General features: G+C 69.1%; 13 protein-coding genes and 1 tRNA gene. 5 read left to right on the forward strand and 9 right to left on the reverse strand.

Going from position 1 to position 12,262, the window contains the following annotated elements:
• Positions 1-70 precede the first annotated feature (70 nt).
• Positions 71-421: an FmdB family zinc ribbon protein gene (locus ABD793_RS34900; protein WP_344867598.1), complete on the reverse strand. Its 351-nt coding sequence runs from the start codon at positions 419-421 to the stop codon at positions 71-73.
• An 89-nt stretch (positions 422-510) separates the two neighbouring features.
• A complete protein-coding gene (locus tag ABD793_RS34905) occupies positions 511-1,101 on the reverse strand; it encodes a 5-formyltetrahydrofolate cyclo-ligase (protein WP_344867600.1) in 591 nt (196 codons plus the stop codon).
• 24 nt (positions 1,102-1,125) lie between these two features.
• Here ABD793_RS34905 and ABD793_RS34910 point away from each other — a divergent pair, with 24 nt between their 5' ends.
• The 5 genes from ABD793_RS34910 to ABD793_RS34930 all read left to right on the forward strand — a co-directional run bounded on the left by ABD793_RS34910 (position 1,126) and on the right by ABD793_RS34930 (position 5,133).
• Entirely contained in the window at positions 1,126-2,031 is a 906-nt protein-coding gene (locus tag ABD793_RS34910) for a UTP--glucose-1-phosphate uridylyltransferase (protein ID WP_344867602.1), read from the forward strand.
• Complete coding sequence (gene glp / locus ABD793_RS34915; RefSeq protein WP_344867603.1) at positions 2,028-3,317, forward strand: molybdotransferase-like divisome protein Glp; 1,290 nt, start codon at positions 2,028-2,030, stop codon at positions 3,315-3,317. Before ABD793_RS34910 ends, glp begins: the two co-directional genes overlap by 4 nt.
• A gap of 12 nt (positions 3,318-3,329) precedes the next feature.
• Positions 3,330-3,989 (forward strand): GNAT family N-acetyltransferase, encoded by a 660-nt coding sequence (locus tag ABD793_RS34920; protein ID WP_344867604.1) that lies wholly within the window; start codon positions 3,330-3,332, stop codon positions 3,987-3,989.
• Positions 3,990-4,150: 161 nt separating this feature from the next.
• Positions 4,151-4,990: a divisome protein SepX/GlpR gene (gene sepX / locus ABD793_RS34925; protein WP_344867605.1), complete on the forward strand. Its 840-nt coding sequence runs from the start codon at positions 4,151-4,153 to the stop codon at positions 4,988-4,990.
• A gap of 70 nt (positions 4,991-5,060) precedes the next feature.
• A tRNA-Ala gene (locus ABD793_RS34930) sits at positions 5,061-5,133 on the forward strand.
• A 533-nt stretch (positions 5,134-5,666) separates the two neighbouring features.
• Here the strand turns inward: ABD793_RS34930 and ABD793_RS34935 are convergent.
• From ABD793_RS34935 to ABD793_RS34965, 7 genes are all read right to left on the reverse strand, one after another.
• Positions 5,667-5,846 (reverse strand): hypothetical protein, encoded by a 180-nt coding sequence (locus ABD793_RS34935; RefSeq protein WP_344867606.1) that lies wholly within the window; start codon positions 5,844-5,846, stop codon positions 5,667-5,669.
• A 92-nt stretch (positions 5,847-5,938) separates the two neighbouring features.
• Entirely contained in the window at positions 5,939-6,382 is a 444-nt protein-coding gene (locus ABD793_RS34940) for a hypothetical protein (RefSeq protein WP_344867607.1), read from the reverse strand.
• A gap of 263 nt (positions 6,383-6,645) precedes the next feature.
• Positions 6,646-7,491 carry a methylenetetrahydrofolate reductase gene (locus ABD793_RS34945; protein ID WP_344867608.1) on the reverse strand — a complete coding sequence of 282 codons (846 nt, stop codon included), beginning with the start codon at positions 7,489-7,491 and terminating at the stop codon, positions 6,646-6,648.
• Positions 7,492-7,519: 28 nt separating this feature from the next.
• Positions 7,520-8,395, reverse strand: coding sequence for a formyltetrahydrofolate deformylase (gene purU, locus ABD793_RS34950; protein ID WP_344867609.1), 876 nt, complete (start codon positions 8,393-8,395; stop codon positions 7,520-7,522).
• 46 nt (positions 8,396-8,441) lie between these two features.
• Positions 8,442-9,797 (reverse strand): aminomethyl transferase family protein, encoded by a 1,356-nt coding sequence (locus ABD793_RS34955; protein WP_344867610.1) that lies wholly within the window; start codon positions 9,795-9,797, stop codon positions 8,442-8,444.
• An 85-nt stretch (positions 9,798-9,882) separates the two neighbouring features.
• The gene (gene trxB, locus ABD793_RS34960; RefSeq protein WP_344867611.1) at positions 9,883-10,821 is read right to left on the reverse strand and encodes a thioredoxin-disulfide reductase; all 939 of its coding nucleotides are present in this window, start codon (positions 10,819-10,821) and stop codon (positions 9,883-9,885) included.
• Positions 10,822-10,997: 176 nt separating this feature from the next.
• Complete coding sequence (locus tag ABD793_RS34965) at positions 10,998-12,038, reverse strand: AraC family transcriptional regulator (protein ID WP_344867612.1); 1,041 nt, start codon at positions 12,036-12,038, stop codon at positions 10,998-11,000.
• Between the last annotated feature and the right edge of the window lie 224 nt (positions 12,039-12,262).

The raw sequence follows: 12,262 nt of genomic DNA on the forward strand, positions 1-12,262 counted from the left end.
GTCGTGGACCGGCGGAAAGGGCCGAATCGCGCGCCTGTGGACAACTACCCCCTTGTGGACAACCAGGGGCTCAGGACGACGAGGAAGCGGTGCTGGTCGTGCTCGAGGAGGACGATGAATCCGAAGACGACGACGAAGAGGACGACGACGAGGAGGTGCTCGATGACGAGGACGCGTCCGAGGAGGATTCGGACTTGCCGCTCTCGCTCTTCGCCGGGGTCGCGGAGGTGTTCGGCTTGGCCGAGTCGCGCGAGTCCGTGCGGTAGAAGCCGCTCCCCTTGAAGACCACGCCGACCGAACTGAAGACCTTGCGCAGCGAGCCCGAGCACTGCGGGCAGACCGTCAGGCTGGGGTCGGAGAAGGACTGCACGGCCTCGAAGCGGTGGTCGCATTCCTTGCAGGCGTACTGGTACGTGGGCACCGAAGCTCCTTCATGTGCTGGCACTCGACCGACAGGAGTGCTAACCCAATTGTGCTGGATGGCATTCCCCCAGCGCAATCGCCCCTTGCTCACACCACCGCGGCAGGCAGCCGGACCAGACCATCCGGGGTCAGCGCGGCACTCATCGGCACGTCGTGGGGTTCCCCGGGCAGCCGGTCCACAAGTTCCTCGGCCCGAACGACAGCAAGGAGGTCCGCAGTGGCGGAGACCAGAGAACGATCGTAGTGACCCGCGCCCCGGCCCAGCCGGACTCCGCGGCGATCGACCGCGAGTGCCGGCACCAGGATCACCTCCGCCGCGCCGACCGCGGTCACCCCCAGCCGTGGCCCGGAAGGTTCGAGGATGCCGCGCAACCTGCCCGGCGCGAGTTCGTCCGGTCCGGTGTAGACGGCCCAGTCGAGCGGGCCGGACGTGTCCTGGATCACCGGCAGCAGCACCCGGGCTCCGGTGCCGGCCAGGGCCTCGACCAGGGAAATCCGGCCGGGTTCAGTGCCGAACGGCAGGTACGCGCACACCGTCTCGGCCTGCACCGCACGAGCCGCGGACGCGAGGTCGGCGGCTTCCCTGGCGTGCTGTTCGGGGGGCACCTCGGCACGGGCGTGAAGAATTCGTGTCCGCCACTCCGCCTTGCTCAGGTGCTCATTGCCCGGCACGTGCATGGGACCAGGTTAGGCTTTGCGCCCATGACGGGCGCCGCATCCACCCAGACGTTCAGAACCGCCATCGTGCCTGCCGCCGGCCTCGGCACGCGCTTCCTGCCGACCACCAAGGCAGTGCCGAAGGAGCTCCTTCCCGTGGTGGACACACCCGGGATCGAGATCGTCGCCACCGAGGCCGCCGCGGCGGGCGCGAAACGGCTGGTGATCGTGACCTCACCGGGGAAGGAAGCGGTGGTCCGGTACTTCGAATCGCAGCCCGACCTGGAGAAGACTCTCGAGGACAAGGGCAAGACCGACCTGCTGGAGAAGGTGCGCCGCGGGCCTGGCCTGCTCGACGTCGAGACCGCCATCCAGGAACAGGCTCTCGGGCTCGGCCACGCTGTCGCGCAGGCCGAACCGAACCTCACCGACGAGGACACCGCGGTCGCTGTGCTGCTGCCCGACGACCTGGTCCTGCCGTCCGGGGTGCTGGAACGGATGTCGGCGGTCCGGGCCCAGTACGGGGGCAGCGTGCTGTGCGCGTTCGACATCCCGAAGGAGCAGATCTCGCCCTACGGCGTCTTCGACGTCACCGACACCGACGACCCGGACGTCAAACAGGTGCACGGCATGGTCGAGAAGCCCAAGCCGGAGGACGCTCCTTCGACCTTCGCCGCGGCCGGCCGTTACCTGCTCGACCGGGCGATCTTCGACGCACTGCGCCGCATCGAACCGGGTGCCGGCGGCGAACTGCAGCTCACCGACGCCGTCGCACTGCTGATCCGCGAGGGCCATCCGGTGCACGTCGTGGTGCACCACGGGGGCAGGCACGACCTGGGCAACCCCGGCGGTTTCCTGCGGGCCGCCGTCGACTTCGCCCTCGAGGACCCGACCTACGGGCCGTCGCTGCGGACCTGGCTGACCGAACGGATCGGGAACGATCGCCCATGACGGATTCGCTCGACGCCACCCCGACCGACGAGCCCGACGAGCCGACGGTGGAGCTCCGCTCCGTCGAGGCGCAGATCGCGCTGACCTTGGACGCCGCCGTGCGGCCGAGGCCGGTCCGCGTGGCGATCTCCGAGGCACAAGGTCTGCTGTGTGCGGAGGAGGTGGTTGCCGAGCACGCGCTGCCCGGATTCGACCAGGCCGCGGTGGATGGCTACGCAGTCCGGAGCGTCGACGTGCGCGCTGCCGGTGAGGAAGGTGCGGAAGCGGTCCAGCTGCCGGTGGTCGGGGAGATCCCCGCGGGTTCACGGCAGCCGAGGCGGTTGCAGCCGGGGCAGGCGGTACGCGTGGACACCGGCGCACCACTGCCCACTCTCGCCGACGCGGTGGTGCCCACCGCCTACACCGACGGGCACCAGGCCAAGGTCACCGTGCACCGCTCGGTGCCTTCCGCCGGCTACGTGCGCCGCGCCGGTGAGGACGTGCAGATCGGCGACGTCGCAGTGCGCAAGGGAGACACGATCGGTTCCGCCCAGGTGGGTTTGCTCGCCGCGGTCGGCCGGGCGAAGGTGCTGGTCTATCCGCGGCCACGGGTGTCGATCGTGTCCGTCGGTGACGAGCTGGTGGACGTCGACCGCACGCCGTCGGTCGGCCAGGTCTACGACGTCAACTCCTACGCGCTGGCCGCAGCCGCACGGGACGCCGGAGCCGAGGTGAGCCGGGTCGGGATCGTGCCGGGCGACCCCAAACGGCTGCGTGAGATCGTCGAGGGCCGGCTGCTGATGTCGGAGATCGTGGTGGTCGCGGGTGGCGCCGGCGGCTCGTCCGGCGACGAGGTGCACGCGGCGCTGTCCGATCTCGGGCACATCGATCTGACGCGGGTGGCCATGCACCCGGGTTCGGTGCAGGGTTTCGGCAGGCTCGGACCGGACTCGGTGCCGACGTTCCTGATCCCCGGCAACCCGATGAGCGCGCTCGTGGTGTTCGAGGTGCTGGTGCGGCCGCTGATCCGGGCGGCCCGCGGCACGCGCAACCCGCACCGGCGCATCGTCGGGGCGCGGTTGCTGTCGCCGATCACATCGACCAAGGGGCGCCGCGGCTATCTGCGTGGGCAGCTGCTGCGCGACGAATCGAACGGCGAGTACCTCGTGCAGCCGCTCGGCACGTCCGGTGCCCATCTGCTCGCGTCGCTTGCCGAGGCCAACTGCCTGATCACGGTGGACGAGGACCTCGTCGAGGTGGCTGCCGGTGAACAGGTCAAGGTCACTTTCCTCGCGCAGCGGGCGTGACGGGCCCGGTCCGTGGCCACTCTCGCGTACCCGGTGGAGAGCCGTCATCCGGGCTGGCCTGCCCGGCTCGGTCCGTTGCGGGTCCCTGCCGGGGTCGTCGGTGTGCGCCCGGTGCTGCTGCGCGACGCCGGCGAGTGGAGCCGCGTCCGGCTGCGCGACCGGGAACACCTCGAACAATGGGAGCCGACCGGCCTCGGACCCTGGTCTGATCGCAACGCGTTCTGGTCGTGGCCGTCGCAGTGGGCCGCTCTGCGCGGGCTGGCGAGGCGCGGGCAGTGCCTGCCGTTCACGATCACGGTCGACGGAAAGTTTGCTGGTCAGATCACGGTGGGTAACGTAATCCGGGCCGCGTTGCGCTCGGCCTGGATCGGGTACTGGGTTTCGTCGGAAATCGTGCGTGGTGGCGTGGCGACCGCGGCCGTGGCGCTCGTGACGGATCACGCCTTCCAATCGGCCGGGCTGCACCGGCTGGAGGCGACCGTGCGGCCGGAGAACAACGCCAGCCTGCGGGTGCTCACCAAGGCCGGTTACCGGCAGGAGGGCCTGTTCGAGCGGTACCTCGACGTGGCGGGCAGCTGGCGGGACCATTTGTGCTTCGCCGTGACGAAAGAGGAAACCGGCGACGGGCTGGTGTCCCGGCTGCTCGCTTCGGGGCGCGCGGACCTGGCCTGACGGTGACTCCGCGTCGGCTTTCGAACACGCGTTACCACATCCTGTGAGATTCACCTAATGCGGTGATGCATTTTCGTGATCGAATCCGGCGAGTCTGCGGCTCCTGTGTGACTGTTGTGGCTAGCGTGACTACAGCAGAGGATCGGGGGAGGTGACGGGAGATGCCCAGCTCGCTGATCATCGTCGCGCTCGCCGCGGCATGGCTCGTCGTTCTCGTGCCCATGGTGGCTCGCAAACGACAGCAGGTCGCGCGGACGCCTACCTCCGCGCTGGCCGCACGGGTCGTGCGCAGCGGGAGTGCTCGCAACGAGGGACAGGAGGAGTACGCCGTGTCCGACAATGCGCAGCCGTCGGTCGAGGACGACCTCGCCGAACTCGAGTCGGAACTCGACGGCGACCTCGAGGAAGAACCGGAACCCGAGCCGCTCCCGCAGCCTTCGCGCGCGGAGCGAGCCGAATCCCCCCGCGAACAGCGTGGCTACCGGCCCGGCCGAGGCGGCTTCGACCCGGAGGCGGCCGAGATCGCCGCGCGTGCCAAATACGCGTTCCGCCAGAGGGTCGTCGTAATCCTGCTGATCCTGGCGGTTGCCACTGCGGTGTTCGCCGGATTCGTGCTTTCGCTGGCCTGGTGGGTGCAGGGCGCGGTCGACCTGGCACTGGTCGGCTATCTCGTCTACCTGCGTCGCCAGGTCCGCATCGAGGACGAGATCCGCCAGCGCCGGATGGCCCGCTACTCAACCACGAGCGCCCCGCGTCGCCCCGCCCCGGCCGAGCCGCCGGCCGCCCGGCCGGCGCCCCGCGACTCCCACGAGGACGAGGAGGACGACGACGTCGAGGTCGTCGCTCCGCCACCGCGCGAGATCGTGGAACGCAAGCCCTCGCCGATGTCCCGCGTCCGCCGCCAGGCCGTGGTGGTCGACCTGGACGACGAGGACCCGGCGTTCGAAGAACTCGACGAACCCGGCATGGGCGGCCCTTACCGCCGCGCAGTCGGGGAATGACCCCGGTGTTCAGTGCTCGCGGAGACGCTGATACTCTCTACGAGCACTGAACAAGGGGCTTTGCTCCTTGGGGGCTGTAGCGCAGTTGGTAGCGCGTCTCGTTCGCATCGAGAAGGTCAGGGGTTCGATTCCCCTCAGCTCCACATACGAAGTTGCAGATGAACCCCTAGAGTGCCCGGAAGACCCAGGTCAGGTGCTTGTAGGGGTTGTCTGTGTCGAAGGTTTGGCCGGGGTACGTTGGGTCGCTTCCTGGAACTTCGGTCGGGCTGTCTGGATCTTGAGCTGGCTCGTCATTCAGTCTCCCTGCCATCTCGACAAGGATCTTGGCGATCTTGTGCGCGTCGGGGGATCGTGTCGTACACCTGGAATCCGGACCTTCGACACGTGGGTCCGGGGGCTTGCGTTGCCGCTTCCTTGGTTTGGCCATGAGAAGTCAACCCCTGTCGCGACGGTTCGTTGATCCCGCAGGTGGGACGAGGATCTTGCTGTTCGCCAGTAGGGCTTGCTCACGCTGACCTGGATCTCTCATCGAGGATAACCTCGCAGCATTCGCGTGCCGTTCTCCTGCGATGGCTCCACGGGAGAACGGTGCGCGATTGCCCGTCGGCGTCTTTGTCCGGGTCCACAAGCGACAGTGCGGCGTCGTAGTCGAAGCGTCCTGGCACCGGGTGCTGGATCAGGATCCCGTGCACGCCGGGGTCCGCGTGGTGGCGAGGATCGCTTGCGACAGCTGTTCCGGGGTTCCGGCCGTCGCGATATGGGTGTGCGGTGAGCGGTTGTCGAGCTCCACAGCCTGCCGCTGTTTGATCCGGATGTAGCCCGCGCTCGTGTCGTCGTCACCGACCAGGATCGGCACGCACGAAGGGTGGTGACCTTGGTCCGGACCTCGCCGGGGACGGCTTCGGCGATGGGTTTCCCCGGCAGCAGCCGAGCTGGGCCATCAGGTGTTCACCGCAGGATCGGGCCGGTGACCGCGTCGTCCGGTCGCGGCGGGGCGTGCTCGGAGCGGAACATCGGTGACACACCGGCGGTTTCCCACGCGGCGACCACCCGGATCGCGGCGATCGTACCGGGAACGTCGTGGACACGTAGGCAATCAGCGTCGGCGAGAGCGGCCAGGATCGAGACCGCGGCGGTGGCACCGTCCCGGTGCTCGGGTGGCGGCACGATTTGCGGGACGGCCCCGATCAGCAAGGACCTGCCAAGCACGCGCAGCTCGTCCAGCAGCTGCCAGCTGTGGGTAGGCGTCTTCGCGAAACCGGGGCCGGATCGAGGACGACACCGGTCGAGAGCGACACCCGCGGACACGACTGCGTCCAGGCGACGGAGAAGCTCGGTGCGCACGTCGGCGGCGGCGTCGCCGTACTCTGCGAACCGGCATCGCCCGCGCACCCCGGCCGGGTCGTCTCACCGCCGATGTCGACGGCCGTGGCCGGCGGGTACGAGCCCGTGTTCGACGGCGCGGGTTCGAGGTACCGGCCGCCGTCGGAGAAGGAATCCGGGGTCACCTTGAGGATGCCCATGACCAGGCAGCGGTTGCGAATGAGCAGTCCGGTCATCTGCCGTGGTACTGGTTCGGCACCGCGGTTCCCGGCCGCGGGCGGGCAATCCCTTCCGGACTATGCCATGGCGGATTCTCCTTGCCGGGCAACGAGTCAGGCCAGGCCGGCCTGGCCCGACGGAGTGGTGACCTGGCGCTGCCAGTCGGCGGCGAGGTCGATCTGGTTGAAGCTGAACAGGTGCAGCCCTTCGATGCCGAGTGCCTGGCACTGTGCCTCGTCGCCGAGTGGGGACAGCAGCTGCTCCGGCCGGTATGCGTTGCCGCGCACCAGGTTCCTGACCATGCTGTGCTGCTTGGTCAGGTACCTGACCGACGAGCCGACGCCGATCCGCATCGAGAGCTCGATCAGCTTCCGGATCTGGACCGGGCCCGCGACGCCGACGCGCAGTGGCAGGGTGAGACCGTCGGCCCGCCGTTGCGTCAGCCAGCGCAGGAGCGCGAGAGCGTCGAAACACAGCTGGCTCACCATGTAGTCGGCGTGACGCTGCTTGCGGTGCAGGTCCGCGTCAAGCACCTCTTCGGCGATTGACGGATGGCCTTCGGGATAGCAGCCGACGCCGATCCGGGTGATCGGGTGCTCGATGGCCGCCAGCGCCTCGAGCAGGTCGGCGGCGCACGAGTAGGGCCCGGCGGGGCCCTCGGCGTCCCCGCCGATGACAAAGAGGTCTGTGACCCCGGCCTGACCCAGCCTGCCGACGATTTCGCGCAGCGTGGCCGCACTGCCGACCTGGCGGGCGGCGAGGTGCGGCACGATCCGGTAGCCGAGTCCGGCGACCTTCTCGGCGGTTTCGACCGTCCGGTCGAGGCCGAGCTTCGGCGAGCAGGTGAGGGTGAACGTGGTGCCCTCGGGAGCGGCGAGCATTTTCTCGACGGCTCCCCGCATGGGGATCACTTCGATGTGGGTGGATCGGGCGAGCGTGCCGACGGCGTCGCTGGGCACGGTGTACCTCCTTCGCGGAGAACGGGGTTCAGGTGAAGACGACGGTGCGGTGTCCGTCGAGCAGCACGCGGTTCGTGGTGTGCCAGTGGACGGCGCGGGCGAGGGCGAGACATTCGGTGTCCCGGCCCCGCGCGGAGACCTCGTCGGCCGACATCGAGTGGTCGATCCGGGCGAGTTCCTGCTCGATGATCGGCCCCTCGTCGAGGTCGGTCGTGACGTAGTGCGCGGTGGCGCCGACGAGCTTGACGCCGCGCTCGTGGGCCTGGTGGTAGGGTCGGGCGCCCTTGAAGCTGGGCAGCATCGAGTGGTGGATGTTGATCGCCCGGCCCTCGAGCTGCTTGCACAGGTCCTCGGACAGGATCTGCATGTAACGGGCCAGCACCACCAGGTCGACGCCGAGGTCCCCGACGAGCTCCAGCAGCCGGCGTTCGGCGGCCGGCTTGGTCTCGGCCGTGACCGGGACGTGGTGGAAGGGCACGTCGTTGTGCTCGGCGAGCAGCCTCAGGTCGGGATGGTTGGACACGATCGCGACGATGTCGATGCCGAGCGCTCCGGTGCTCGCCCGGTACAGCAGGTCGTTGAGGCAGTGCCCGAACTTGCTGACCATGATCAGCACGCGCTGATGGGCCCGCGCATCGGTGAGACGCCAGGACATGCCGAACGGGTCGGCGATGCGGGCGAAATCCCCGCGCAGGACTTCCGGGTCGAGCGACGCGTCGCCGACGGCCTCGAACTCCACGCGCATGAAGAAGCGGCCGGTGCGCCGATCGCCGTATTGCTGGCTTTCCACGACGTTGCCGCCGTGGTCGAACAGGAAGGCCGAGACGGTCTGGATGATGCCCGCGCGGTCGGCGCACGACAGCGTCAGCACGAGGTGGGCCGCGTCGTCCGCCCGCGCTCGCACGGGACTGGGTATGGGGGTCAAGGACATGGGTGCTCCCAGAAGGCGATCACGCGAGCGGACTGGTGCTGACAGTCGCGCGGATCTCGGTCTGCACGTGGTGTTCGACGTCGGGCTTGGCCGTGCCGCCGTCCGATTCGCCCCACACGACGGTGACCTCGGCACCGTCGACCGCGTCCGCTTCGTCGATCATGGCCAGCGACGACCAGCCGCCGACGTTGACGGTGTAACCGGTCCGGTTGGAGATGCCGACGACACGGTCCCCGGCGCGGACGGTGTCGTAGTGGAAGGTCGCGTAGACGGCGTACGGCACTTGCAGGTACTTCGTCCGTGCCTTGCCGCCGAAGAGCCCGCCGGCCAGCAGCCGGGTGACGTCTTCATCGTGCCAGCGCAGCCAGACTTTGCGCCGGTGCGGCTGTCCGGCCATCCGCTCGAGCGCCGACCGGCCGAGGAAGTCGTGGTCGAACTTGACGACGTTGCCGTAGCCGAGGTCCCAGGGCGTCGGGTAGTAGTCCTCGATGTCGGCGGAGTCGAAGCTGCCGCCCAGACAGGCCCGGCCGGCGAACGACGCGTCCGCGGTCAGCCATTCGCGGAACGCCCGGGTGGATTCGCCCGAGTAGATCGCCGGGACGGGCAGGCCGATCCACCCCGACTCCAGCGCCGTCGTGGAATAGGCGATGGCCCCACCCTGGCGCAGGCCGAACTCCTCTCCTGCGCGCAGCAGCGCCGCCAGGACGGCGGGCCCCTCGTCGAGAGGCCCGAACAGCTCGAGGCCGGTCATCTCCATGCCGGGGACGCCGGTCATGGTGTGGTTCAGCGCGCGCACCGTGTGCCCGGCGACGGTGAACCGGCCCATGCGGAAGAACCTGATGCGGTCGATCGGCCCGCCGTGGGCCTTTTCCGCGATCTTCAGCGCTGCCGGTCCCTGCAACTGGTAGCGGTACAGCGGCCGCCGTCCCTTGTTCAGCGGTGTGCTCTCGTCCCGGGTCACCTCGACCCGGTAGCCGCCCTGTTCGGCTTGGAACGTGATCCAGTCGTGCACCGACCCACCTCCGACCAGGCTGACCTTGTCGTCCTCCATGCCGAAGAGGATCGCGTCGCCCACGAAGTAGCCGTCCTCGCGAACCGCGACGTACTGCTTGGCCCGGTCGGTGCCGAACGTCGCGAAGCTGTTGACGCCGAAGTCGCTCATCAGCCGGTGTGCGTCGGGGCCGGTGAACGTGACGTCGAGCATGTGGTGCGACTGGTCGAACAGGACCGCGGTCTCTTTCCACGACGCCTGTTCGTCACGCCAGTTCGAGTGCTCGCTCTTGATCGGGAACGGGTGGGCCCCGCCCGGCGTGTGACGCAGCATCGGCACCGGGCCGCCGGACTGCCGGATCTTGGTTTCGAGGCTCTCGGACATGCGAATTCCCTTCTGCCGGCCGTCGGTGACCGCCGGGTGCGCGGAGGCTGTGGTGTGTCGCGGCTGTGCTGTGCCGCAGCGGTGGTCAGCCGGCGGGGGTGGCTGCCAGCCAGCGCTCCGCGTCGATCGCGGCGGAGCAGCCGGAACCGGCCGCGGTGATCGCCTGGCGGTAGGTGCGGTCGACCAGATCACCGCAAGCGAACACGCCGTCGGCTGTGGTGCGGGTGGTGGGAGAGGCGACGGTCACGTAGCCGTCCGGGTCGGTCGCGACGACGCCGCGGACCAGCTCGCTGCGCGGATCGTGGCCGATCGCGACGAACATCCCGGTGACGGCTAGGGAGGATTCCCGTCCGGTCGCAGTGTCGCGCAAGGTCAGGTGCGTGACCTTGCCGTCGGTTTCGCCGTTGACGGCGGCGACCGCGGCCCCGGTGCGCCAACGGATCTTGGCGTCGGCGCGGGCGCGGGCGAGCATGATGCGCGACGCCCGGAATTCCTCGCCGCGGTGCACGATCGTGACCGAGCGGGCGAACCGGGTGAGGAAGGTGGCCTCCTCCATCGCGGAGTCACCACCGCCGATCACCGCGATGTCCTGGTCCCGGAAGAAGAACCCGTCACAGGTCGCGCAGGACGACACGCCGCGGCCCAGAAGTTCCTGCTCGCCGGGAACACCGAGATACCGCGCCGCCGCTCCCATGGCGAGGACCACCGCGCGGGCGTGCTGGGTGACGCCGCCCGCGGAGACGGACTTGACCGGCCCGGTGAGATCGACGGACTCGACGTCCTCGGCACGCAGCTCGGCCCCGAAGTGCGCGGCCTGCTTGCGCAACTGCTCCATGAGCGCGGGACCGCTGACCCCCTCGGGGAAACCCGGGAAGTTCTCCACCTCCGTCGTGGTCATCAGGGCGCCACCGAACTGGGTACCCTCGAACACGAGCGGGCGGAGCCGGGCGCGGGCGGCGTACACCGCCGCGGTGTATCCCGCCGGACCGGAGCCGATGATGATCAGGTCATGGAACAAGGGCATGGCGAATCTCCTCGGCGGCGAAGCGAACGGGACGCCGGAGTGACGGTGGAATTGCTGTCCTGAAAGGACAGATGAAACTGAATCGGCAGACGCGGTGACCCGGGTATTCCTTCAACGGCAAAGTTATCCGCCGCGTCGCATCCGGCCGAGTCGTTGCCCGAAGCCGGAGGTGCCAGTTAGCGAACCGCGGGGCCGGACCGCAGCGTCACGGCCGGACGGATCCCGAACCGCTCGCTGTAGCTGGTCGCGAACCGGCCGGCATGCCAGAAACCCCAGCGGCACGCGACCTCGGTGACGGTGGTCCCATCGCCGGGGTTGGCCCGCTGCAGCTCGTCACGAGCACGGATCAGCCGCTGATCACGAATGAACTCCCGCGGCGTTTTACCCAGTTCCTTCCGGAAGCCCAGCTCGAGTGCCCGGACCGTGACGCCCGCCGCACGGGCCAGCTCGGGGATCGTCCAGGTGGCTTGTTCCTCGGCCGAAACCAGGTCGATCGCCTCGCGGACGCTGCGCCGGCCCGGCCGCACCCGCTCTCCCAGCAGCTTGGCCCGGTAGTTGTGGTCCAGGCCGAGCAGCACCGTGAAGAGGATCTGCTCCTCGAGGCGGCGGGTGAGCAGGGCCGGCAGCGGTGAATCCGGGTCCTTCCCGTCATAGCTGGCCGCCAGCAGTTCGGCTGTCCCCGCCAGCGACAGGCGAGCCGGTCCGGTGACCGGGCCGGACCGGAAGCGCAGGTCCGCGGGCGGCGGTTCCAGCAGCAGGTTCCCGAGCGCGTGCTCGACCGCGCGCGAGTCGATGCGCAGCGTGAGCACTGACGCCTGGTCGCTCCACCGCGCATGCATCGCGTCGCGCGAGCTGGTGACCCCCGCCGTTTCCCCGGCCACGAGGTCGAACTCGCTGCCCTGGTGGCGCAGCTGCACGTGGCCCTCGATCGGGAGCACGACCGCCAGGTAGTCGGCGCGCGAAGTACCGAGCCGGTCCACGACGACATCGGTGCCGTAGCTCATGTACAGCAGCCAGGCCGAGTGGACCCGGACCGCGCGGCAGGTGGCCTCGAATCGCTGGTCCTGATCGCTGACGACCAGCTGGTTCGTCGACAGAATCGCCGCCGACAGGGCCAGCGCCTCCACCGGGTCTTTGGTGCTGTACCGCTCGTAGGCGTGCAACGGGCCCTCGTGGCGGCTGCTCTTTGGGGCGACGACATTGTCGTGTTCGAGCATTCCGCTCTCCTTTTGCCCGGTTCGCCCCAAGCTTGACGACAGAAGTCGGAAAAACCAACTTAGCACTGCCGCGCCGGCCGGAAAAAATCACGGGACGGCCGGCGCGGGTGCCGCGCGAGGCGTAGCAGATCATCTCGCCGAACGACCAGTACAAGTCGACCAGGTTGCCGCGGCTGCAGGACACGCCGTTGACCGCCCCACTCGCCCGACACCGTCGGACCCCC

This window comes from Amycolatopsis ultiminotia, assembly GCF_039536925.1.
Taxonomy (GTDB): domain Bacteria; phylum Actinomycetota; class Actinomycetes; order Mycobacteriales; family Pseudonocardiaceae; genus Amycolatopsis; species Amycolatopsis ultiminotia.